This window comes from Pseudoalteromonas sp. A41-2 (assembly GCF_015767615.1).
In the GTDB taxonomy this organism is placed as follows: Bacteria; Pseudomonadota; Gammaproteobacteria; order Enterobacterales; family Alteromonadaceae; genus Pseudoalteromonas; species Pseudoalteromonas lipolytica.
This window is the reverse complement of sequence record NZ_CP065231.1, coordinates 2,947,501-2,972,450: the sequence shown is the minus strand read 5'-3', so window position 1 is coordinate 2,972,450 and position 24,950 is coordinate 2,947,501. Positions and strand designations below refer to the sequence as shown.

Annotated in this window: 19 protein-coding genes and 1 pseudogene (1 of these 20 running past the window's edge); 16 read left to right on the top strand and 4 right to left on the bottom strand. The window is 42.1% G+C overall.

Annotated elements, in window-relative coordinates; all coding sequences use genetic code 11:
* Positions 1 to 198 precede the first annotated feature (198 nt).
* From IT970_RS13395 to IT970_RS13385, 3 genes are all read left to right on the top strand, one after another.
* A complete protein-coding gene (locus IT970_RS13395; RefSeq protein ID WP_065978355.1) occupies positions 199 to 1,467 on the top strand; it encodes an MFS transporter in 1,269 nt (422 codons plus the stop codon).
* Positions 1,464 to 2,666, top strand: a complete 1,203-nt coding sequence (locus IT970_RS13390; RefSeq protein WP_196857407.1) for an NnrS family protein — start codon at positions 1,464 to 1,466, stop codon at positions 2,664 to 2,666. Before IT970_RS13395 ends, IT970_RS13390 begins: the two co-directional genes overlap by 4 nt.
* A gap of 147 nt (positions 2,667 to 2,813) precedes the next feature.
* Complete coding sequence (locus tag IT970_RS13385; protein WP_051501921.1) at positions 2,814 to 3,257, top strand: putative zinc-binding protein; 444 nt, start codon at positions 2,814 to 2,816, stop codon at positions 3,255 to 3,257.
* A gap of 16 nt (positions 3,258 to 3,273) precedes the next feature.
* Here the strand turns inward: IT970_RS13385 and IT970_RS13380 are convergent, their stop codons facing one another.
* Entirely contained in the window at positions 3,274 to 4,017 is a 744-nt protein-coding gene (locus IT970_RS13380) for a HesA/MoeB/ThiF family protein (RefSeq protein WP_118844635.1), read from the bottom strand.
* A 183-nt stretch (positions 4,018 to 4,200) separates the two neighbouring features.
* On the opposite strand from IT970_RS13380, the gene IT970_RS13375 reads away from it, so the two are divergent.
* Together IT970_RS13375 and IT970_RS13370 are read left to right on the top strand one after the other, a co-directional pair.
* Positions 4,201 to 5,391: an alginate export family protein gene (locus tag IT970_RS13375; protein WP_036973023.1), complete on the top strand. Its 1,191-nt coding sequence runs from the start codon at positions 4,201 to 4,203 to the stop codon at positions 5,389 to 5,391.
* A gap of 331 nt (positions 5,392 to 5,722) precedes the next feature.
* Positions 5,723 to 7,195, top strand: a complete 1,473-nt coding sequence (locus IT970_RS13370) for a NarK family nitrate/nitrite MFS transporter (RefSeq protein ID WP_036973021.1) — start codon at positions 5,723 to 5,725, stop codon at positions 7,193 to 7,195.
* Between the two features lie 85 nt (positions 7,196 to 7,280).
* Here the strand turns inward: IT970_RS13370 and mog are convergent, their stop codons facing one another.
* A complete protein-coding gene (gene mog / locus IT970_RS13365) occupies positions 7,281 to 7,808 on the bottom strand; it encodes a molybdopterin adenylyltransferase (protein ID WP_036973017.1) in 528 nt (175 codons plus the stop codon).
* Positions 7,809 to 8,073: 265 nt separating this feature from the next.
* Between mog and nrdG the strand changes: the two genes are divergently transcribed.
* Complete coding sequence (gene nrdG / locus IT970_RS13360; RefSeq protein WP_065978358.1) at positions 8,074 to 8,526, top strand: anaerobic ribonucleoside-triphosphate reductase activating protein; 453 nt, start codon at positions 8,074 to 8,076, stop codon at positions 8,524 to 8,526.
* A gap of 5 nt (positions 8,527 to 8,531) precedes the next feature.
* Entirely contained in the window at positions 8,532 to 10,331 is a 1,800-nt protein-coding gene (nrdD, locus tag IT970_RS13355; RefSeq protein ID WP_065978359.1) for an anaerobic ribonucleoside-triphosphate reductase, read from the top strand.
* A 33-nt stretch (positions 10,332 to 10,364) separates the two neighbouring features.
* Here the strand turns inward: nrdD and IT970_RS13350 are convergent, their stop codons facing one another.
* The gene (locus tag IT970_RS13350; RefSeq protein ID WP_051501920.1) at positions 10,365 to 10,946 is read right to left on the bottom strand and encodes a hemerythrin domain-containing protein; all 582 of its coding nucleotides are present in this window, start codon (positions 10,944 to 10,946) and stop codon (positions 10,365 to 10,367) included.
* Positions 10,947 to 11,215: 269 nt separating this feature from the next.
* Between IT970_RS13350 and IT970_RS13345 the strand changes: the two genes are divergently transcribed.
* The 7 genes from IT970_RS13345 (at position 11,216) to IT970_RS13315 (ending at position 22,869) form a co-directional block, all read left to right on the top strand.
* Positions 11,216 to 13,681 (top strand): S8 family peptidase, encoded by a 2,466-nt coding sequence (locus IT970_RS13345; protein ID WP_065978360.1) that lies wholly within the window; start codon positions 11,216 to 11,218, stop codon positions 13,679 to 13,681.
* A 165-nt stretch (positions 13,682 to 13,846) separates the two neighbouring features.
* A complete protein-coding gene (locus IT970_RS13340; RefSeq protein ID WP_065978361.1) occupies positions 13,847 to 14,683 on the top strand; it encodes a DUF6689 family protein in 837 nt (278 codons plus the stop codon).
* A gap of 29 nt (positions 14,684 to 14,712) precedes the next feature.
* Positions 14,713 to 15,609 (top strand): FHA domain-containing protein, encoded by an 897-nt coding sequence (locus IT970_RS13335; RefSeq protein ID WP_051501919.1) that lies wholly within the window; start codon positions 14,713 to 14,715, stop codon positions 15,607 to 15,609.
* Positions 15,610 to 15,628: 19 nt separating this feature from the next.
* Positions 15,629 to 18,955, top strand: a complete 3,327-nt coding sequence (locus IT970_RS13330) for a serine/threonine-protein kinase (RefSeq protein WP_118844634.1) — start codon at positions 15,629 to 15,631, stop codon at positions 18,953 to 18,955.
* The gene (locus IT970_RS13325; protein WP_036973007.1) at positions 18,948 to 19,664 is read left to right on the top strand and encodes a sensor histidine kinase; all 717 of its coding nucleotides are present in this window, start codon (positions 18,948 to 18,950) and stop codon (positions 19,662 to 19,664) included. The genes IT970_RS13330 and IT970_RS13325 overlap by 8 nt, the downstream gene beginning before the upstream one ends.
* A 1-nt stretch (position 19,665) precedes the next feature.
* Positions 19,666 to 20,304: a response regulator transcription factor gene (locus IT970_RS13320; protein WP_036973006.1), complete on the top strand. Its 639-nt coding sequence runs from the start codon at positions 19,666 to 19,668 to the stop codon at positions 20,302 to 20,304.
* A 99-nt stretch (positions 20,305 to 20,403) separates the two neighbouring features.
* Positions 20,404 to 22,869, top strand: a complete 2,466-nt coding sequence (locus IT970_RS13315) for a S8 family serine peptidase (RefSeq protein ID WP_182395482.1) — start codon at positions 20,404 to 20,406, stop codon at positions 22,867 to 22,869.
* 105 nt (positions 22,870 to 22,974) lie between these two features.
* On the opposite strand, the gene IT970_RS13310 is transcribed toward IT970_RS13315, so the two are convergent.
* On the bottom strand, positions 22,975 to 23,835 hold the full coding sequence (locus IT970_RS13310) for a YicC/YloC family endoribonuclease (protein ID WP_036973004.1): 861 nt from the start codon (positions 23,833 to 23,835) through the stop codon (positions 22,975 to 22,977).
* 180 nt (positions 23,836 to 24,015) lie between these two features.
* Between IT970_RS13310 and rph the strand changes: the two are divergent.
* Positions 24,016 to 24,729, top strand: a pseudogene (gene rph / locus IT970_RS13305) (ribonuclease PH).
* Positions 24,730 to 24,752: 23 nt separating this feature from the next.
* A protein-coding gene (gene pyrE, locus IT970_RS13300) for an orotate phosphoribosyltransferase (protein ID WP_036973002.1) crosses the window boundary here: on the top strand, positions 24,753 to 24,950 show its 5' portion. Its footprint extends 447 nt past the window's final position; 198 of the gene's 645 nt are visible here — the first part of the coding sequence; it begins with the start codon at positions 24,753 to 24,755; the stop codon falls past the right edge of the window.

Below are 24,950 nucleotides of genomic sequence, written 5' to 3'. Positions count from 1 at the left end.
CCTCTTTTGGGGTAATTGCTGTTGTTTTTAATGTTTTGATTTTTATGTGCTTTTTATTTTATTCGTCGTTTTTGTCTGTTGATATTTTTAAGTTGTGGCATTGTGGGTAGAGCCTCATAAAAAGCGCGTGCTTTAGGTAGAATGGGTTAATGATTTATAGATGACGTGTTCATCGACCGTTTTTAATTGGAGCATCGCATGTCAGAGTCTCGCGCTAAACGTGCGTTATTATTTGCTACCTTAGCTTTTGCGGCTAACTTTTCCGTATGGACATTGTATGCGGCGATAGTATTGCCTTTATCATCGCAATGGCAATTAACGGTCACTGAGTTAGGTGGCTTACTTGCAGCCCCGATGTTCACAGGTGCATTGTCTCGGATCCCCGCTGGCGAATTGGCTGACCGCTATTCGGCAAAAGTGCTCTTTGTTGTGCAAATGTTAGTGTGTGTGCCCGCCCTTGCATGCTTGTATATAACGACAAGCTATTCTCAACTACTTTTTCTCGGTTTATGGATTGGTCTCAGTGGTAGCTCATTTACCCTCGGTATCCGTTATGTGTGTGATTTTTATCAACGCAGTCAACAAGGAACCGCGATGGGGATTTTTGGCGTGGGTAATGCCGGTGCCGCTATTACACTCGTGTTAGCGCCTTGGTTAATGGAGCGCTATGGTTGGCAGTGGGTTGGGCCTGTGTATGCGTTTGGTTTGTTATTTGTTGCGGTGCTGTATGGTGTGTTTGCCCCCAGCCAGCCAGATAACGCTCATGTTATTAATAGTAAACCGCAAACCTGGACACTGTTACTGAAAAATACGCAAGTTTGGCGATTAGGGCTCTATTATTATTTTGTGTTTGGTTCTTTTTTGGCCTTACTGCTTTGGCTGCCATATTACTATATGCAGGCCTACCAATTATCAATTAAACAAGCGATGGCCTTTACATTGTTTTTTGTTGCAACGTCGTCGGTGATACGGGCTCTTGGTGGGTGGTTTGCCGATAAGTATGGCGGTCGTAGTGTTAACTGGAGCGTATTTTGGGTGTGTTTAGTGTGTTTGTTTTTCTTAAGCTACCCGCCCACAACAATGACCATTCATGGTATTAAGCAAGATGTGAATTTATCTGTGTCGGTGAATGTGTGGGTGTTTACCGGCTTATTATTTGTGATTGGCTTAGCGCAAGGTTTTGGGCGTGCCAGTGTGTTTAAAGTTATCCATGAAAACTACCCGTTAGAAATGGGCAAGGTAGGCGGTTTTATTGCTGCCATTGGGGCCTTGGGAGGGTTCACATTACCGATAATGTTTGGTGCGGTGGTTGATTTATTTGGCTTTTACAGTGCCTCATTTATGTTGCTTTACGCTGTGTTAGCTGTCTGTATGATGCTGATGTATTTCGCGGTGCGTGCTGAGCGCTATCAACGAAGATTGAATGAAGCTGCGAGTTATAATTTTTTAGAAGATGATAGTTTATGATGCAAATATCCGATGAACAACAAACCAAAAGTGACGTTGCCTTATTTCAGCTCGCATTTCGTCCGCTGTTTTTGTGTGGGGGCCTATTTAGCTGTATTGCTTTGGTTGTGTGGGGATTAGTACTCAATGGTCACTGGTCTTTTTCTCCTTATGGAGGGGCTTTGTTTTGGCATAGCCATGAAATGCTGTTTGGTTTTGTGTGCGCTATTGTTATCGGCTTTTTATTAACCGCGGTACAAAACTGGACAGGTTTACGCTCTATTCATGGTCGAAAGCTGCTGCTGTTAACTCTTGCATGGTTAATCGCGCGAGTTGCCATGGTGGTGCCCGCTTTGCCGCACTGGTTAGTATTTGGTATTGATATGGTGTTTTTGCCCTTAGCGGGTTATTGGTTAGCAAAACCAATCATTGTTAAAGGGCAAATGCGAAACCTCTTTTTTGTGCCGATTATTTTATTACTCAGTGCTGCCAATTTATTAATGCACTTAGGCGTGACACTGGGGATGCCTGAGTTGTATCAGCATGGTTATATGTCTGCTATTTGGCTAATTACGTTATTAATGAGTGTATTAGGCGGGCGTGTAATTCCCTTTTTCACTGCAAATGCAACTGCGACAAAGAAGGTCGACGGTAAACCTTGGTTAGAGATTGCAGCGCTTGGCAGTACCTGGTTTATTTTTGTGTTGTTTTTTACTGGTGCCGTTTATTACCTGAGCAATGAGCTCATTGGCGGCATGCTCATTATATGTGCTGTATTTCATTGTCTTCGTGCGGCGCGATGGCCGTTTTTTAAAACCTTAGCGGTTCCACTGCTGTGGAGTTTGCATTTGGCTTATTGGTTTATTCCTGTGGGAATTATATTAATGGGGATGTCTTATTTCACTGATTTATTGTCAATTTCGACCGCTTTCCATGCACTGACTGTGGGGGCTATGGGCAATATGATTTTAAGCATGATGGCGCGTGTTAGCTTAGGCCACACTGGAAGAAAATTAGTGGTTAAGCACGCCATTATTTTTGCATTTGGTGCGGTATTAATTGCGGCCTTATTACGCGTATTTGGTGTGTTGATAAATTCACAATTGAGCCTGTATTTTATTTCTTTATCTGTGATTACATGGTGTATGGCTTATGGTTTATTCTGCTTGGTGTATTTTCCGGTGTTAACACAACCAAGAGCAGATGGCCGCGCAGGCTAACGTTTCTATACGTCAATATGGTTGTTTAGGTAAAGTAGCTACCTCTTTTGAATTAGTGTGGACTTCATTCCTCTTGATGTAGATCAAGCTGAATTTTTGTACGCTTACTAAGCTGATATTTACGTATCAGTAAAAAGAGTGGAAAGCATGAAGGAGCAATCTTTACCAATATTGTTAACGTGCTCTGGCTGTAGTTATGGTGCAGAGCTGGCTGAAGACTTATCACAAAGTTTAATTATGCAGGGGAAAGTTGAAAAAGTCTCCATTGCGGCATTAACAGCAGGTTCTGCTATGCATTGGCAAAAGTTAGCATCTTCTCCTGCGATTATTGTTTTTGATGGCTGTGGGCTTAACTGTGCGAAGTTAAGCCTCGAAAAGTTATCTATTAATACATTTTATCATTTTGATATGACCAAGCAGCTTCAGAAAATAAACAATGGCGTGGGCAAACCTTCGCTAGCGGCCTGTTTGCAAGTGACAAAAACGGTGCAGTATCAACTCGCGTCTGTCCTACCAAAGCAACATAGAGTGAATCAAAAGGAAGCCGCAGGAAGCAAAGTGATCGCGATGTTTCCGTGTGCAGAGCGTTAAGGTTAGCAATGTAACTTTAACGCTCTGCACACACCTCGCAGTGGGGTTGTTTTGGAATAATAAACTCTTTAAATGTCAGGTGCTCTGCATCATATAACAGCATTGACACTGTTTTAGGGGGCATAGATAGCAGGCTTTTAAGCGCCTCTGTGGCTTGCAATGAACCTAAAGTGCCAACTACTGGGGCAAGGACCCCAGCTTCCATACAGCTTAATGAGGGTTCTTTAAATAGCCGAGCAACGCAGGCATAACAGGGATCGCCGTCACGCATTGGAAAGTGAATGAGTTGCCCTTCCATACGAATTGCAGAACCTGAAATTAGGGGCGTTTTATGTGTCCAACACAGGCGATTAAGCAGTAAGCGTGTTGCGAGATTATCACTGCAGTCAACGACAACATCAGCGCTGATTAACTCTGGCTCATGGTGTGTCGTAAACTCAGAAGCATAGGTTGTCATCTTTACTTGGCTATTGAGTGCTGTTAATTGCTGTTTAGCTGATTCAACTTTTAACTGACCCACACTGTTTTCGGTGTGTAATATTTGTCGTTGCAGGTTAGTTATATCCACTGTGTCATGATCAAATAAAGTAATTTTTCCGACACCTGCCGCAACAAGGTAAGGGAGTACTGCACTACCCAGTCCTCCAGCTCCGACAACGAGTACGTGGCTTGCCATAATGGCTTCTTGCCCTTCTTCTTGAACCTGAGGAAGCAGAATATGACGGCAATAACGCAGGGTGTTGGCACTCTCTAATAACATGCAATTTTCCTTCTTTAGAACGCGTCTATAAGCCTACATTAAATAGGGCAGTGTTGTTATACCTCTTTGGAGGTGCAGTGAGTCATATTAGGTAACGCTATGAAAAAATTGATTTAAATCAATTTTCATAGTTATGCATAGCCGTAATCTGTGCATAACTTAAAAACATAGCAAGGTAGTGATATGAAAACACAGCTCTCAGTTCTAACAGCGTTAGTTACATTTGCTTTGAGTACGCAAGTGAGTGCAACTGAAGATAATGGCATTCATAACATGTTGGCGAATGGTGAAGTGCATGGCATGTTGCGTTATCGATATGAAAATGTCGATCAATCGGGGATCGCTGAACAAGCACATGCATCAACATTACTCACGCGTATTAATTATACAACGGCGACACTCAAAGGCGTTTCAGCACTTCTCGAGTTTGATAATGTTACCGAGATTGGTAATGACAATTATAACAGTACGGTTAATGGTCATACGGATCACCCCGTTGTTGCTGACCCTAAAGGTACTGAGGTTAATCAAGCAAGCTTGCAATTCAAAAATAAAGAGTTGCACGTTGTTGCGGGTAGACAACGTATCAACCTTGATGACCAACGATTTGTAGGGGGTGTCGCATGGCGCCAGAATGAACAAACTTTTGATGGTTACAGAGTCGTTTATAAACCAACAGAGTCATTAAAGTTCGACTACAGCTATGTGTTTAATGTGAATCGTATTTTTGGTGAAGACAGCAATAAAAGCGATTTGCACGGTAAATTACACTTTGCCAATGCTGCATACCAAGTTAATAAGCAATTTAATGTCAGTGTGTTTGCCTATCTCTATGACTTTGATGCTGCTTTAGCCAGCTCAACACAAACAATGGGTGTACGCGCAACAGGCCAATTATCCGATTCATTGAGTTATACGCTCAGTTATGCAACTCAACAAGATTATGCCGATAACCCCAATTCGTTTGATGCTGACTATATATTAGCGGAGCTAAAGGGCAAAGTGAGTAAGCTTGGCTGGAAAGTTGGCTATGAGCTGTTAGGCTCAGATAACAACATAGGTTTTAGTACACCACTGGCAACAGGGCACAAGTTCCAAGGTTTTGCAGATAAGTTTTTAGCGACCCCAAGTAATGGACTTGCTGATTTATACTTTGGCGTTAATGGGCAGTTGGCAGATATAAAGCTGAGCGCGACTTATCACTTTTTTGATAGTGATGCACACAGCATCGATTATGGCCAAGAGCTTGATTTAACGGCTGCATATGCACTTTCAAGCAACTGTAATGTGCTGTTTAAATATGCCATGTACAACGCTGATGATTATGCCACGGATACCGATAAGGTATGGTTGATGCTCACTCATAAGTTTTAATCGCTTAGCATGCTTTTTAGCCGCTAGATTAGTTTCAGTTCCCTGCAATTATGAGCCTCTTCGGAGGCTTTTTTCTGTGTGATATCCCAAAACCTCATTGTTATTCCTCCAATATCTCCTTTTATCTCCCTCGTAGAGTGATAGGGAGTGTTAATACACCTTAGTAGGTAGTAAGCGCAGTTAATAAAGGCATTGCTTTACAGTGCGCCTATTCATAGGGGGTAGAGGTGTTTTTGGCTGCACGGCGGTTACCTTTATTCCTTGATTTACATCAATTCTTTTTTAGTAAGTCGGCTCAGAATCAAATTAATAAAACCGTTTGGAGACGACAATGGCGAGTGAAAAATTTAACCTTTTTTCCTTTCAAGGAAAAATGAAAATCTTACATCTTAGTTGGCTTGCATTCTTTATCACCTTTTTTGTGTGGTTTAATTTTGCACCGTTACTACAGGCTGTAAAAACCACCTTGGGATTAAGTACAGAGCAAGTAAAAACACTACTGATCTTGAACGTGGCTTTGACCATTCCTGCCCGCGTGATTATTGGCATGCTAACCGATAAATATGGGCCAAGGTTAGTCTATTCATGTTTGCTGATTGTCAGCGCAGTACCTTGTTTAATGTTTGCTTTTGCTGATAGCTTTTTGCAAGCTGCCATTGCTCGTTTTTTACTTGGGTTTATCGGCGCAGGCTTTGTTATTGGTATCCGCATGGTGTCTGAGTGGTTCCCTCATCACGAATTAGGCACCGCAGAAGGTGTGTATGGTGGCTGGGGTAACTTTGGTTCCGCTGCTGCGGCTTTTTCACTGCCTACGTTGGCATTAATTTTTGGCGGCGATGATGGTTGGCGTTATGCAATTGGTATTACGGGTATAATGAGCTTTGTTTATGGTTTTATTTATTATTTTAATGTAACCAATACACCTAAAGGCTCGACGTACTTTCGCCCTAAAAATTTAGGGGCGATGGAAGTCACTTCTAAAGGCGATTTTTTCTTACTCCTAATCATGAAAATCCCTATGTATGCAGCAATGGCATTACTGGCTTGGAAACTCTCACCCAATGGTGTTGGGATGATTGAAGCAAATGTCGTACACCTTATTTATGGTGGGTTAGTGCTGTTGTACTTGTTTGAAGTTAAAAAAGTGTGGAACGTAAATAAAACGGTATTTGAGCAAGAAGTACCTGAGTTACATCGCTATAGTTTTAAGCAAGTAGCTGTGCTGGATATTTTGTATTTTACAAATTTTGGTTCTGAGCTTGCTGTGGTGTCAATGCTGCCGCTATTTTTTGCTGAGACCTTCTCACTTGACCCTGTTATGGCAGGGATGGTGGCCGGTGCGTATGCATTTATGAACTTAATGTCACGCCCAGCAGGTGGGTTTATTTCAGATAAGTTTGGTCGCCGTACAACGTTACTTATTTTAACCGCCGGTTTAGCCGCAGGTTATCTGTTAATGGGCATGGTTAATTCGCAGTGGCCATTATGGTTAGCAGTTGCAACAGCCATGGCGTGCTCTTTCTTTGTTCAATCAGGAGAAGGTGCTGTGTTTGCCGTCGTGCCATTAATTAAACGTCGCTTAACAGGGCAAATTGCAGGGATGACAGGGGCATATGGTAACGTTGGGGCAGTTACATTTTTAACGGTGTTATCGTTCGTCGATTATGCAACTTTCTTTTATGTTATCGCCGGTACGGCAATGATTGGCTTTGTTACTTTGTTCTTTATGGATGAACCGCGAGGTCAAATTGCTGAAGTACGCGAAGACGGGACTGTTGAACTGATTGATGTATCACACAAATAAATCTTAATACGATAGAAAAGCCAGCTTAAGCTGGCTTTTTTCGTTATTAACTAAGGGGATGTTTTAACGTTATGACAAACCTTATTTATGACTTAGGTCTAAATACTTGAACCACAGATTCATCACATTCTAAGTAAGGCCCTTCAAGTAAATCAATACAATAAGGCACCGCAGGAAATACGGCATCAAGACATTGACGAATCGCTTTGGGTTTGCCCGGTAAGTTAATAATTAATGAGCGGTCTCTTATCCCCGCTGTTTGTCGAGAGAGTATAGCCGTTGGCACGTATTTTAAGCTTTCAGTACGCATTAACTCACCAAATCCTGGCATCATTTTGTCACACACCGCTTCTGTGGCTTCGGGGGTTATGTCTCGTTTGGCGGGACCCGTTCCACCTGTGGTAATGATTAAAGCGCATTGTTCTTGATCGGCAAGCTCGCATAATGCCGCTTCAATTAAATGTTGCTCGTCTTCAACTAATCGATAGCATGCCTGCCATGGCGAACTTAAATAGTCATTTAATGTATCGGTGATAGCGGGTCCCGATAAGTCATCGTACTGGCCTCGGCTTGCGCGATCACTAACAGTCAAAATTCCAATTTTCGCAGTCATTTTCATCTCTTTACAATTCATTTATTCGCACTCTAGCAAAGTGATGGGTAAAGGTAACTCCTCCAAAGTAGGTAGAGGTGTCTGGGTGGCGCTCCGTTTCGCTGCATTTTATTTTTGACAGGAGGGGGTTTTGATTGGCTACCCATTTTGTTCTTTTGGCAGAACTAAGCTGCTTTGATCTAGATCAAGTTTCAAACTGGCTTAAAACGGTGTTGATACTATATATTGATCATATTGAAATTTAAAACACAATATGTAGTGGTTTATGTTTAATGTATTAGAACCCCAAGTGTGCTTTCAAGAAGTCCCTGGACACATTGCGTTAGGCTTTGTGTGCACGGGGTGCCCCTTGCGCTGTCCTGGGTGTCATAGCGTTGATACATGGGATCCAAAGCATGGTGAGCGGTTAACATCGCAACGCTTTCTAGGGTTACTTGAGCGCTATAAGCACTTGATAACTTGTGTGGTGTTTTTTGGCGGAGAATGGCAGGAAGGTGATTTAGTTTATTTTTTAAAGTTAGCAACGCAGCAAGGCTTAGCAACGTGTTTGTATACCGGGCTTGAGGATGTGTCGGAGCAATTAAAAGCACAGCTGACTTATGTAAAAACGGGCCGTTATGTCGCTGAATTAGGTGGCCTGGCGAGCCATTTAACTAATCAACGATTTATTGAAATTGCTTCGGGTAAGGTACTTAACTCATTATTTTTAAAAGGATAACAAAAATGTCTATGCTGAATTGTGAACAATTAAAAGAAAAAATGCGTTTCATCGAAAACTATACACAGGCCAAGAATGCGGCCGATGGTTCTAAAGTGGATGCGAATGCAAATGTGACATTAAAAAATATAGCGACGCTAGAATCAGAAATAATGAAAGACTTTTTCATTCACGTTAATCGCACTCAGGTGAGCAATAAAATAACCGCGCTTTTCGGCGAGTCATTGGGCAAAGAGTACCTTCGACAAATTGAGAACCATGAAATTTATGTGCATGATGAAACGAGCTTAAAGCCTTACTGTACTTCTATCACCATGTATCCATTTTTATTGGATGGGCTAACCAAATTAGGGGGAGAGTCTAAGGCACCTAAGCATTTAGAATCGTTCTGCGGCAGTTTTGTGAATCTTGTTTTTGCAATTAGCGCGCAGTTTGCAGGGGCTGTCGCGACGGTCGAATTTTTAATGTATTTTGATTACTTTGCGCGTAAGGATTACGGCGATGATTATTTAGTTACTCACTATAAACAGATAGAAAATCACTTACAGCACGTCGTGTACGCTTTAAATCAACCCGCTGCTGCACGAGGTTATCAAAGCGTATTTTGGAATATCTCGTTGTACGATAGTGCATACTTTGAGGCTATGTTTGGTCATTTTGTGTTTCCTGATATGACGGCTCCCGATTGGTCGTCTTTAAAGGCACTGCAAAGCATGTTTTTAAATTGGTTTAACCAAGAGCGAAACAAAGCTGTTTTAACATTCCCTGTTGTCACCGCTGCCATGCTAGTAGAAGACAATGAACCTAAAGATAAAGAATTTGCATTGATGTGTGCCGAAAACTTAAGTCAAGGCGGCTCATTTTTTGTTTATCAATCAACCGATGCTGATTCATTAGCCTCATGCTGTCGACTTCGTAATGAAATTAGCGATCATAGTTTTTCGTATAGTTTAGGCGCGGGGGGCGTTTCGACGGGCTCTATCAATGTTATTACACTCAATATGAATCGATTGGTGCAAGATGGCAGAGACCTAGCAACAGAAATAAGAAAAATACATGCTTATCAAATCGCGTATCGCACCTTAATGGAAGAGTACCAGCAAGCGGGCATGCTACCGGTGTACGACGCAGGGTTTATTTCCTTTAACAAGCAATTTTTAACCATTGGTATTAATGGCATGGTTGAAGCCGCAGAGTATTTAGGTATTCAAGTGGGGGTTAATGATGCGTATAAAGAATGGGTGAAAAGTCAGTTAGAAGTGATTTATAAAGAGAATCGCTTAGCAACAAAAGAGACCGGCTTTTTATTTAACACTGAGTTTGTTCCTGCTGAAAATTTAGGGATAAAAAATGCCAAATGGGATAGCGAAGATGGCTACTTCACGCCAAGAGAATGCTACAACAGTTATTTCTATTTAGTAGAAGACACAACACTAAATCACCTTGATAAGTTTATATTGCATGGTAAATCGATGACAGAGTTTTTAGATGGTGGCTCAGCACTGCATTTGAATTTAGAAGAGCATTTAGACACTGAGCAATATATGCAGTTATTTAATGTGGCAGCGCGAACGGGGTGCAATTATTTTTGCATTAATGTGAGGATCACCATTTGTAATCACTGTGAGTATATCGATAAGCGCTCAAGGCAATCATGCTCACAGTGTGGTTCAACAGATATTGATTATGGCACACGCGTGATTGGCTACTTAAAAAGAGTGTCGTCATTTAGTCATGGCCGACGCAAAGAGCACAAATTGCGACATTACCAATGCACAAAAGTACAACAATCAGCGTTAGCCTAACAATGTAAAGGGGCGTCTATTGCCCCTTTTGCCTTAACCTTGCATAAAAAGAATATTATTTTCTAAATGAATGTGCTCGTTTAAATCGTTGTAGAGCTCATGTATTTTGGCATAAAGACGCTGCCAGTCTTCATCAGCATCGTGCGGAGGAGTAAACTTATTGGTGAGTGTGGTTAATTTTTCGAGTGCCTTCTCGTGCTCTAAGTGTTCTGCTTCCATCACACTAATAGGACCCGATGGATAATAACCTTTCATGATCATTGGGAATAAAATGGCCTCTTCTTTCATCATATGTTCTTCAAGTTCATATTTCATTTGCGATAAATGAGATTCCAGATGATGAGGGTAGTCACAATGATCAGTATTTTTTAATTTCACTGCTTTGGTTAATTGGATCAATTGTTGAAATTGCATTCTGTGCTTTTCATGAAAATTATCGATGATATGCGCAATGAGCTTGATGGGCGATTGTGCCTCCCAGTTTATGTTACTGCCTGAAATAGCTTGTCCAATATGAGTGTGTTGCTTGGTGGTTGAGTTATCTTCATTGACAAGGTCAATAGCATTAGCGCTTTCGCTCGCTATATCATTTGATGTTTCTGTACGAGCAGACATTCTCAATCCTTACTTTTAAATGACGAATGGTTTAATCAATCTAGTTGAAACATAGGACGAAAGATATTCCTCAAAGGGGATAGAAAACGCTTAACCTTTACTAGGTAGTGCCCGTAAAAATTCATTTAATACCTTACCTAATAGGGGATTTCCCTCATGCCATGTAGGGATTGATCCTGATAGCTGCCAACTTCATTCGGCTATTTAATTAGAAATGTAAATAAAACATTAACCATTTTAGGCGTCAATTCACGCAAGGTAGGTGTCAGATGAAACTATTAATGAAAAATATGGCGGTTGGTTTAACGCTTGCAGGATTCAGTTTAAACGCAGCGGCAGCCGCAGTGATAGGCTCTCAATTAGAGCAACAGCTTAAAACTATGTCGCTCACAGACAAAGCGATGGTGGTTGTAAGTTACGAGCAAATGGAAGCACTTAAAGCCACACAAATAAGTAAGTTAATTAATCTAGGTATCACACAAAGTGTGCAATTTAAGTCATTACCAATGATTGGTGTTGTTGCATCACCTACACAAATTAAAAAGTTAGCAGCAATGGAAGGGGTTCGCTCTATTTTTGCAAATAGACCTTTAACTTATTACAACCTAGAAGCGCGAGAAATTACGGGGGTTGAAAAGCTTCAATCAGACGAATTCACGGCTAATAATGGGATGACGTTCACAGGTAAGGGCGTCACCGTTCTTGTCAATGATTCTGGCATTGATGCGTCACTCGCTGATTTAGAGTATGGCGCTAAAGTCATTGAAAACGTGCAAGGGATTACTCATGCCAGTGCTATTTCAATTACTGGTGCAAGTGGTGTGTGGATTGAAGGCCAACTTAACACCGATTTAAATGTAGGTCATGGCACACACTGTGCGGGCACTGTGGCTGGTTGGGGAAGCCATTCTGATGGTAAGTACCAAGGTGCAGCACCGGGTGCTGATTTAATTGGTTATGGTTCTGGCGCAGGTATTTCTATTTTGGATGCTCTGGGTGGTTATGACTATGCCATTACCCATATTTGGGATTTTAATTCGCCGATTCGTATCATGAGTAACTCATGGGGAAGCAGTGGTAAGTTTGAAAGCCATGATCCTATTTCATTGGCATCTTATAAAGCTTACAAGTTGGGTATGTTATCAGTGTTTGCTGCGGGTAATTCAGGTTCAGGCGAAGATACTCACAACCCATATGCACAAATTCCATGGGGAATGTCGGTGGGTGCAGGCACAAAGCAAGGTGATTTAATTGATTTTTCATCACGGGGTAAAAGTGGTGAACAAGGCACCTTTACTATGCCAGACGGCAGTGAGTGGCAGTATAAAAATGAAATAACAATAGTCGCACCGGGAGTGGATATTATTTCGACACGCGCAAAAACGAACATCGTGTCGAACGGCGGTGCAGATGACATTGACGCAATTGAAGCTGAATACTTACCTTATTACACAATGATTTCAGGCACGTCAATGGCCACCCCCCATGTTGCGGGTGTGGCTGCGCTGATGCTGGAAGCAAACCCCGACTTAACACCGCTTCAAATTAAACAGATTATGCAAGAAACAGCGACAAACATGCCGGGCTATCAAGCATGGGAAGTGGGCGCTGGTTATGTCAATGCGTATGCCGCTGTAGCAGGCGCATTGGGTTATAACGCTGAAAATAGTGTCACAGTAAATAACTTAAACGACTTTAATGCGAATGCCATTATTGTGGATGACAGCTCACCCACCCCATTTGAAGTGTTCTATTCACCAGTGGGTGAACCAGAGGAATTTACCTTTACTGTTGGCAGTGATGCTGCGTTTATCAATGTGGCTGCAGATGTGCTGGCGAACACCACTAAACTCAAACTTGAAGCACCCGATGGCACGGTTTATTTTGGCAACTTAACCTTGCCAGTACTTGATACTTCAATGCGTGTTTCAGCGCCAGCACAAGCCGGAGAGTGGAAGTTATCTGCGTTTGGTTTGACCTCGTTATCAGGTGTAGAAGCCGATCCTACAGGTGTCACAAATGGCCCAGGCTTACCTGAGTTTATTAGTGGTGAAATTAGTATTTTGAAGTCAGGTGGATACCAAGGGCTTAATGATATTTTTGTTCACCCAGCTCGAAAAGCGATTGAGTTTGCGGTTAGTGAACGACTCGTTGATGGTCACGATGATGGCTACTACCGACCTGATGTAAACCTATCACGTGCAGAGCTTGCTCAGTATCTTGTGATGGGAATGGCAATCAGACAACAACGTGACATTCTGGCGACACAAAAACCGGCCTTTGCGGATGTTATGTCTGGTAGCGAAGCGTTTGTCGATGCCGTTACGTCAGTAGGCTCAGCGTTAAAAGACCGTAAACAAGAGCAAAATCCAGTAATGTCAGTATCGGGGCAGTCATTTAATCCGACGGGCACAGTTAGCAAAACCGATTTAGCGTACTCATTAGTGCAAGCACTTGGCTTACAATCGCAGGCTGGCAATCACACGGGCGATATCACGGTTGCTTACAACGGCGAACAAATCCCGCTTCGTGATAGCAATGCGATACCTAGCGAATTAAAAGGGTATGTGCAATTGGCTGTTGATATGTCGCTGTTAGGTGTCCGTTTTGAGCTTGAACAGGGTCGCTATGATTTAACACCGACGCTTGTTGCTTACTTTGAACCAAACACCGTAGTAAGCCGGGGTGATTACGCGGTGATTATTGGTCGAGTGTTCAATCAATATTTAAGATAGTTAAGTCCTTGATGAATAAAAACCAACCTGAAAAATGGTTGGTTTTTATTCGTTATTTTTCATTAAAAACTTGCGAAATACCCCAGTCGAAAGTAAGTTTAATGTTGTAGTTTGTTAAATAAACGTGTTACTTCGGCTTGCCGTCGTCACGAGAGAGTTGAGAATATGAGCCAGTTCAAGACGTTTTACATCATTGCATTTGCTTTAATAATGATGCTTTCAAGCCCCGTATCACACAGCACAGAATTAGTCAGTGTCAATGTTCAAGGTAATACTGTTGAGGCCGTGATTAACCTCCCTGCAAATATTTCAGCAGATATTATCCTTGAATTTGAAAATGCAGTAGGCCTTACCGCTGATAATATAGGTATTACAGCCGAAATTATTGATATCACGTCGCTTAATCTTTTGCAGCGATTACCAAACAGTAGCAATATTTCTTTGCAAGCGCTTTTTCCAATGATGATTACCATTGAGCCTGATACCAGTGGCGGTTTTTCGTTTTCGGGAGTCGCCAGTGTTGACATTCATACGCACAATTTAGAGTACACAGCGGGTACGCCGCTACGCTTTTTTAAAGCGCCTTTGGGCGGTGAGTTTAAAGATATTACCACAACAATGGGGGCGGGGAGTTACCGTGCTCGCGGTTCAACAGGCCGCTTTTCACAGTTTATAATTGTCGCTGACTTACGCCCTGCAACCGTTGTGATCAATACAAAGTTTAACGACTTACAAACGGCGTTAAATGCTTTTTCTAGCCAGATTGACAGTGTTGTTTATTCAACACTATTGCAAGACGTCGCCGATATTAACCAAGCAATCATGACGCTTGATTACAGCTCAGCGAGTAGTGAAGTTAGCCAGTTTATTAATAATGTGAAAGCTAATCGAGGCCAAGCAATTCCAGATGTGTGGCGCTCAAGCCGAGATGTCGATAATGTGATGGGTGAGCTCATAGCTTATGCAAATACGTTACGCTTTAGTTTGAGACTTGCCAATTAAGAATAATAAGGTTTGTAGAGTAGTTGTGTATGCCCGCTAGAATTACGGTTTGTTATACTGATCAGCCTGCGATGGAAAGCTATTTATACGAACAGAGTGGATACCTCATAGGACGTGCGAAAGAGTGTCAGTTAATTTTGGAACACCCAACGGTGTCACGTCAGCATGCTCGTGTGTCGCACAGTAATGATGCATGGCAACTTAATGATCAACGAAGTTTAAACGGCACGAAAGTAAACGGTGCCGTTGTAACTCACTCAACCCTTGCTGATGATGCAATCATTTCGATTGGTGATTTAGATTGCTTGTTTGAAGCAAAGTCAATGTCGCAAATAGCGGCCATTAATGAGCATAACACCTGGCGATTAACACAAAGTAAGTTAGCCTCACCGTCTTCTAATACAGACTATTTAAAAGAAAGCTTAATTGCCCAATTACATAACCTAATTACGTTAACAGGCACGCAGCGTGGTGTGTTGCTATTAGGCGAACAATTAGATTCATTACAAGTATGTATTGCGCAAGGTTTCAAAACGGGTGATTTTAAATTGAAACGCTTTGAAGGCAGTGTTGGTGCAATCTCTCGTTGCTTTGAAAAAGCAGAACCCGTGGTGGCTATGGATGTGTCGGTACATGATTTACTCAAACACCGCGACAGTATTCAGTTGAAAAAAATATCCTCGCTCGCGTGTATCCCGTTACTGTTTGACGGTCGAGTTGTTGGGGTCGTGTATACCGACAGCCAATTAGCGGGAAAAGTACTGACTGATTTAGACATTGAAATTTTCCACAGCATGGGACTTCAAATCGAGGCTGCAGTGCAAGCCTTACTGTTGCAACAATCTATTGATAACTTACAAAAAGTGGTTACAGATAAGCACGTTAACGAAAATACTGGCTATACTTTATTTAATTTATGTCATTAACCCCTGTTAAATAGGTGATATGAGCAATAACGACGTTTCTAAAAATAGCAGTGATGAATTGCATGAAACTCAGGTAATTAGCTCACCGACTTATCTTAAGCCTGGCGAATGTTTACTTGGCCGTTTTGAGATTGAAGCCATGTGTGGTCAAGGTCAGTATGGGTGTGTTTACCGCGCCTACGACAAACAGCTTGATACACACATTGCCATTAAAGTACTTAATCAATCAATTAGTCAGCAATCAGATGCGATTGCAAAGTTCAAACAAGAATTACTGCATTTACGTCAATTAAGCCACCCGACTATTTTACGTGTTCATGAATATTATCATTGGCAAAATCTACATTTTATAACGATGGATTGGATTGATGGCCAATCGCTAGAAGAGGCTAGCCTGACTTTTCAGAGTCGTGAAGAGCTTATTACATTTGTCAGCCAGTTATTAGAGGCATTGGTTTTTGTGGAGCAAGCCAATGTTGTTCACCGAGATATTAAACCCGCCAATATTATGCTCGATAAAAAGGGACGACTGTATATTTCAGACTTTGGTTTATCGGTGTTAGGAGGCAGCGCAGATGTGGGCGATATTGTGGGGACGGTTCATTATGCCCCTCCAGAGTATTTGCAGTTTGGGGCTGTAAATTCGACTACTGATTTATACGCGGTTGGCGTGGTGTTGTATCAGCTGTGTTGTGGTGAACTTCCCTTTACTGGACAAAGCCTTGATGAGGTATTAACGGCAAAGCAGCTTAATAAAGCAAAATGTCGCGTAAAGCATAAACAACTGGCTTTTATTGCGCCATTTATCAACAAACTTATTCATTCTCAAGTTAACGCACGTTTTAAAAATGCCACTGAGGCACAAACGGCATTTTTAAAACAAATTAAAGAAAAACCGCACAACATTAAAAAACACTCTATGTTGATGGCTGTCGTGGTGGTTATAGGCTTATTTATTATGGCTGCGGTGTTTTTAAGCATGCCACACGATACTCCCCAACAGCCTGAGAAAGAATACTATGCAGTGGCTGTTTTACCTTTACAAAGTAGTGACGATAGCGTTGCACAAGGGCTTGCTGAATATATTAACTATCAACTGCATGAATTAGGTCATTTACGAGTAGTAGAGCAAGGCAGGCTAAGTCAGTTGCTCTCTCAACTTGGAATTACAATGCCGTTAGATGAGCAAAAGCTAGCGCTGGTGGCTGACTTATTAAATGTAAGCTACCTGATTGCTCCGCAACTATACCCAAGTGGTTCAGAGCAACACGATATTAAATTTAATGTTTATCAGCTTGAAGGGCACACATTACAGCAAAATACACTCTTAACGAGCGATTTTAACCAAGCTAATTGGCAACAAAGCGTGTCGAGTTTTACCGAGCGTTTTTCACAGCAATTGCAATTATCAACTGAAGTGAAGGCATTACAAGTTGACCCTCAACCTGCAGGTGAGTTGTTTATTGTGAAGTCGTTCCTGCAAAAAGGTGAGTTTGAAAAAGCGCAAACATCGTTATCGCAGTTTTTAACCAAGCACCCAAATTCAGGGCTAGGTTGGTTATTGCAAGGTGAATTATTGCTTGCCACCCAGCAATTTTTCGATGCTGAGAATGCTTACAATCAGGCCCTTAAGTTTGCGGAAGATAAAACCTACACAGCAAAATTTGCCAGTGCGAGGCTTAATGATCTCGCCGGTAAAGCAGAGCAAGCTCAAGCTGACTATGCAGCCCTTGTAAAGGCATTTCCTTATGATGTGGAATTAAAAATAGCCCTTGCTGAGTTTTATTTTCTGACAGAACAACATCAAAAAATGGAAACGCTGTTGCTTGAGGTCGTTAACCTTGACCCTTACCATCCCGATGCATGGTTTATGCTTGGCCGAGCTGCATTTTTACAAGGGCAGTATCAAAAAGCGGTTGATGAGTATTTTGTTAAAGCCTTAGTAACTGCCAAAAAATCGAAAAATGCGTATCAAGAAGGCGAAGCGCTGAATGCGTTTGGTGTTGTTTACAATCAACTCGGGGAGATTGATTTAGCCTTTGATTACTACCGTCAAGCACTCGCTATCCGCGAAAACATTGACGACATTGCTGGAATGGCAACCACCATGGGTAACCTGTCTTCATTGCACCTTGCTAAAGCACAGTACACAGAAGCAGAACGCTATTTACAACAGAGCATTTCATTGTACGAGCAACTAGGCGATCAAGAAGGACTATCGCATACTTTTAACGAGTTAGGGGTGCTTGAAGAAGAGCAGGCTTTGTATCAAAAAGCACTTGAATATTATCAGCAAGGCCTCGACATACGCATGACGCTTGGCAACCAAATGCTGCAAGCCGAGAGTATGAATAACATCGGTTTTATGTATTTTATGCTGTTAAATAAAAAGCATGCGTTGGTTTATTGGCGTCAGGCTGAGCAACTGTATCAAGGTATTCAATACCCCTTGGGTATCATCCATGTAAGGCAGAATTTAGGGCAAATTGAATTAGCACAGGGAAATTGGCGAAACGCGTACCATCTTTTCAATAATACACTGGCAGATGCTAAACAACTCAATAGCACCTTTGAGCAATGGGTATCGCGTAGTTACTTATCTAAATTGACCTTTTTACAAGGAAATTTTGCAAATAGCATCACTGAGTTAAGTGCCATTTATGAGCAAGCAAAGTCATTGCAAGATATTCGCGCGATGAGTGAATTTGGCTTGTGGCTTGTTGATTGGTCGTATCAATTAGGTGATATCACCGGCGCAGCGTCAACAATCGCGAGCTTAAAACAAGATATCGCCGATAAGGGCAACCGTGAGTATTTTAGCCGACTTGCATTTTACAGTGAGCTCATAACGGGTGAGATGATCACTCAACAACAAATGAGTGAGCCCATGAGCAAAGATTATAGTCAGGGCGCTATTTATATTGCCAAGCTCATTTATGCGGCTCGTGAAGCACTGCGTCAACAGCAAGATATTAGTGCTCATTTAGCGGCGCTGGGTAATGTTGATTTTACTTTATATCAATATGCCTATCTTGAGTATTTAGAGCTGCTTGCTGTACAGCAGTTTATGCAACAGCAATGGCCTGATTTTCAGGCAACGCTAAAACAGGCTGATATTCTACTTCGTAAGATGGGAGGGTACTGGCGGAGTTTTCAATTTGATCGATTAAGAGTGCAGTTTGCTTATCACAATGAGCAAGCACCCAGTAGCTTAAAAGCAAAGCTTAATTCAGAGTTAAACACTTTATTGGCCAATCTTCCTAAAGACAGAAAGGCTGAATTTTTAAACTATCAAAGTTATTTTCAACTTGATGATTCGTTACAGGACTTGGCTGGTTATGAATAATGATAAGGATATCACCTCGCTGGTGGCAGAACTTAACCAAAAGCAGCAGCAAATTTCGCAGCAACTTTCAAACTCTAATGAGCAAATGCGTGGTTTAGCAAAGCGTGTTTGGCAGGTGCAAGAGAATGAGCGAAAGCAAATAGCACAAGAGCTGCATGATGGGGTTGGGCAGCTACTCACCGCTTTAATAAATCAATTACAGCAAGCAAAAAATGAAGCTCCCAGCCATGCTCTCAATGAGAGTATTGAATTAGCTCGCCAAGCATTATCAGATACTCGGGTTATATCACGGCTTATGCGACCGCGCATATTAGACGATTTAGGCCTTGTGCCTGCACTTGAGTGGTTGGTGAGAGTGATGTCTGAACAGCAGGCGTTTACTATTAACTTACATCACCAAGTTGATAATAACCTAGCCAGTGATATACAAACCTTGGTATTTAGAGTGGTACAAGAAGCGCTGACCAACGCCATTAAACATGCGAAGGCAAGCCTAATTACCATTAATGTGATAGCAACAAAAAGCATGTTAATGGTCAAAGTAAAAGATAATGGTCAAGGTATGGAACTACAACCTGATGATCTAACAACAGGCTTTGGTTTAGGGGCAATGCGAGACCGAGTTATGGCATACGGTGGTCAGCTAACGGTCACGACTGCGCCACAGCAGGGCTGCGAAATTAAAGTGCTAGTAACAGGAAATAATTAATATGATTAGCGTACTGATTGCTGATGACCACACTATTTTGCGCCAAGGTCTGGTGAGTTTACTGAGCAATGACCCTGATATTCGAGTACTTGCTGAAGCGGCAGATGGTTTATCTGCCGTACAAAAAGCACTTGAATTAAAGCCAATGGTGATTGTTATTGATATTAGCATGCCAGAATTAAACGGCATGGAAGCGGTTAAACGACTTCATGAGCAGTTACCAGAAGCTAAAGTACTGGTGTTAACCATGCATGAAGAGCAAGAATACGTAATACATATGGTACGGGCTGGTGCATCTGGTTACTTGTTAAAAGACAGCGCCAGTGATGAGCTTATTGATGCCGTAAAAGCACTTGCTCAAGGGAAAACCTATTTTAGCCAATACGCTGCCAGTGTATTAGCAACCATGTCATTAAAACCGGCTGAAACCTGGGATGACCCTTATCGTAATTTAACCAGTCGTGAGCGTGAAGTTTTTCATCTTATTATCGAAGGTAAAACCACCAAAGACATTGCACGCTCTTTAGATATCAGTGTAAAAACGGCTGAAAATCATCGTGGTAAAGTACTTGATAAGTTACAAGTCGCCAATGCAGCTGAACTGGTCCGTTACGCTGCAAAATATAATTTACTCATATAAAGGTGTTTTAACCTTCTTGCTCTAGGGGTTTTCCCTCATTTTTAAAAGCCTACGTGTTTGCCATGCTGAGAGAGTCAAAACAAATTAAGGTTTACTCTCATGCTTAACACTCAATTAAAATCACAAAAACTACTCGCGGGTCTTGTTGGCGCAGGACTAAGCTTAATGTCACTGAATTTATCAGCTAAATCTTTGGGGCCAGAAATTAGTCAGTTACTGACCCAAGCAACAGAACAAGATGTGTTCGAAGTTATTGTTACGTTTGAAGGTAATAAAGCGGTCGACTCTGAACTGATGAGCGTCATTCAGTCGGCAGGTGTGTTAGGCGGTGTTAGTTTAAAAAGCCTGCCTATGGTCGGTATTACGGCAACTAAAGCTCAAATCGAGGCTATCTACGCATCAGACAAAGTTCGTTCAATTTGGTACAACGCGCCACTATCACTAGAAAATGATGGTTCAACTCAAATTACTGGTGTTGACCGATTACGTGCCGATAGCTCTTTACGACATAAAGGCATGCCGTATTCTGGTCGCGGCATTGGTGTTGTCGTTAATGATTCAGGGGTGGATGGAACGCATGGCGACATCAAATACCCTAACCACGTTGTACAAAACGTGCTTGCACAAACAAACTTAAACTCGTTGTCGAGTGTATTACCCATTACTTACCAAGAAGATGTTGATAACACTGATATTGCGGGTGGTCATGGTTCACATGTAGCGGGCATTATTGGTGGTAATGGTGCAATGTCGAGTGGTAAGTATCAAGGGGTCGCGCCGGGTGCAAAAATTATTGGTTATGGGTCGGGTGCGGGCTTATTTATTCTAGATACACTGGGTGGTTTTGATTACGCTTTAACGCATCAATTCGATTATAACATTCGTGTTATTTCAAACTCGTTTGGAAATACAAGCGACACAGGCACAGACTTTAACCCAGATGATCCAACAAATATCGCAACCAAAAAGTTGGCAGACAATGGGGTAATTGTTGTTTTCTCAGCGGGTAACTCAGGAAGCGGTGAAGGCACGATTACAGGCAACTTCAAAAAAGCACCTTGGGTTATTACTGTGGCAGCCGGTGATAAAACCGGTAATTTGGCCAGCTTTAGTTCTCGCGGTGTGAAAGGTAAAGGTGGCGTTGTTAGCATTAATGGTGAACAGCTCGAATGGCAAGATAGACCAACAATTACGGCGCCAGGTGTTGATGTTATTTCAGCAAGAGCTTCACTTTCAAGCTTGAGCACCTTGAGTCTAGCTGATGACAGTGAAATTATGGATATTAATCATGTGCCGTATTACACATCAATGAGCGGCACCTCAATGGCTGCACCACATATTTCAGGTATTGTCGCGCTGATGTTAGAGGCGAATCCAAACCTGACATGGCGTGAAGTGAAAACCATTTTGCAAGAAACCGCGACAAATATGCCCGGACTTGAAGATTGGGAAGTTGGGGCAGGTTATGCAAATGCTTATGCCGCAGTACAGTCAGTCGTTGATCAACAACGTACGTTTGGTACCACGACTAAACTTAACCGTAACTTTAATGCTCAAGCGCAAACATCAGTGCAGGCTGAGTACAATGACACCGTTGATTTTAGCCCCGTGGGTGATAATTCAGGCACCCTTATTAATGTTAGCCCAGATGCGTCAATGTTGATGGTGAGTGCCAATGTTTCTGACAACACCGTAGGGTTGTCACTCACCAGTCCTTCGGGTAAACGTTATGGCTCGAGTATTGCGTTGCCAGTACTGGGCCAAAATATTGCTGTAACAGCCCCAGCAGAAGCCGGCGAATGGGTGCTAAAAGCCAGTGGTATTGGTGGTTTGTCTGGGGTAGATGTTGACCCCATTGGTGTAACCAATGGTTATGCTGTGCCAGGCTCGATTCCTGTTAAAGTAAAAATAGTTAAAACAGATGGTTACACTGGACTTGATGATGTAGCCGCTGATCACCCTGCAAAAGCGTTTATTGAAATGGCAGTGAGTGAGCAGTTAGTCGATGCAACAGAGAATGGATTTAAACCCGATGACTTTTTACTTCGCCAAGAATTAGCCGACTTTTTAACACTCGGTGCAGGAGTGAGACAATCAAACAAAGCGACACAAGTAAGCTATACCGATGTTGATGCTTCGTATAGCGCAGCAATTAATGCAGTAACACAAAAAGGGGCTGCGCTTCGTAATACAGCACAAGATCAAGCGCCTGTAATGTTGACTGATACAACGATGTTTTCACCAACAGAGCAGGTGAGTCGAAGTGAACTTGCTTACTCGCTCGTGCAATCATTAGCACTGCAAGAAACAGCAGCTACATTTAGCGGTGATATTACAGTGGTTTACAACGATGAGCGATATACACTGGAAGATCAACATACTATTCCTGACCACCTAAAAGGGTATGTACAGCTGGCGCTAGACCTTGGCATTTTGAATGCGTACTTTGATGTACACCAAGGCCGCTTCGACTTAGAGCCAAAAGTAACCGTACACTTCAATGGTGATGAATCGGTAACGCGTGCTGACTATGCTGTAGCTGCAACACGTTTTTACAATAATTAGCCTCCCTTCACCGATGCTAATACCACTTTATTCCCCTGTAGAGTGGTTTTTAAACAAAAGACCCTGCAACAGCTGGGTCTTTCTTATTTTAAAATAACAACAGAATTATTCTATGTTTTGGATCTGTTCGCGCATTTGTTCAATTAACACTTTAAGCTCGACAGCTGCGTTTGTGATGTCGCTGTTAATTGACTTAGACGCAAGCGTATTCGCTTCGCGGTTAAACTCTTGCATCATAAAGTCTAAACGACGACCGCAAGCGCCACCTTTCGTTAATATTTTTTTAGTTTCTTTAACATGCGATTTTAAGCGGTCTAGTTCTTCGGCCACATCTTGTTTTTGAGCAAGGTAAATAAGTTCTTGCTCAAGACGTGATTCGTCGATATCCGTTTTTAACTCTTCTAGTTTTTGATTTAGTTTGTCGCGTTGCCATTTAGCTATTTCTGGTAAGTGGCTCTCAACAATGACTACTTGCTCTAAAATTGCATCTAAACGGGTTGCAATCATTTCGTGAAGGTTAGCACCTTCATCGCCTCGTGCTTGTTTAAAGTCTTCGATTACTTCATCAAAGCCTGCGATCAGTGCAGTATTTACACTATCCATGTCTAACTCTTCAGCTTCCATCACACCTGGCCAACGTAAAATATCAACAGGGTTGATGTCGCCATTGCTTTGCTGCTGCACCCATTGCGCGCTTTTAATAAGCTGCTCAGCCAGAGATTCATTAATTGTTAGCTCACCAACATGTGCTGGGTTTGCTGCAAATTTTAGGAAAACTTCTACTTTTCCGCGCTGTAGGTGTTTGCGTAAACGTTCACGGATAACAGGTTCCATCCCACGAAATTGCTCTGGTGCGCGGATAAAAGTTTCAAGGTAACGTTGGTTAACTGAACGAATTTCCCAAGTGCCAGTGCCCCATTCGCCTTTAATTTCGCGACGCGCATAAGCTGTCATGCTGTGGATCATGGATGATTTCCTAGTGTTATTTATTTACAAATTTGGTTGATTATACCGTATCAGCCTTTAACCTCTAGCGGAAATTTTTTCAGCTGCATATTTCACATTCATTTAATTATGTAAATCAACATGGCATCTACACGTATATATACTTATAATGTGGCAAATTCAGATTTAAGGGGATCGTTAATGCGTCCAAGCGAAAGAACACCTAACCAAATTAGACCGGTTACATTTACACGTAATTACACTATGCATGCTGAAGGTTCAGTATTAGTAGAGTTCGGAAATACGAAAGTATTGTGTACTGCAACTGTTGAAGCAGGTGTACCACGCTTTATGAAAGGCCAAGGTTAAGGTTGGGTTACGGCTGAATACGGTATGTTGCCACGTTCAACACATACCCGTAATGGTCGCGAAGCAGCTCGCGGGAAGCAAGGCGGTCGTACAATGGAAATTCAACGCTTAATCGCACGCGCATTACGTGCTGCGGTTGATTTAAAAGCGTTAGGCGAAAACACCATTACAATTGATTGTGACGTAATTCAAGCTGATGGCGGAACTCGTACTGCATCAATCAGCGGCGCATGTGTTGCGCTTGTTGATGCGCTGACGTACATGCGCAGCAAAGGCATGATCAACTCTAATCCACTTAAACATATGATTGCAGCTATTTCTGTGGGTGTATATAAAGGTCAACCAATTACAGACCTTGAATACCTAGAAGACTCTGAAGCAGAAACCGATATGAATGTTATTTTGACTGAAACCGGCAAAATCATCGAAATCCAAGGGACTGCCGAGGGTGAACCTTTCTCGTTTGATGAATTAGATGAGCTACTTTCACTGGCTAAGCATTCTATCCGTGAAATTATCGATGCTCAAAAGCAAGCTTTAGCATAATTTAGAAGTAGGTTAATTTAGTAATGAAAGATTATCAAAAAGAGTTTATTGAATTCGCACTTGAAAAGCAGGTGCTTAAATTTGGTGAGTTTACTTTAAAGTCAGGCCGTACTAGCCCTTACTTCTTTAATGCAGGTTTGTTTAACACCGGTCGTGATCTTGCTCGCTTGGGACGTTTTTATGCTGCGGCACTGGAAGATGCAGGCATCGAATACGATGTT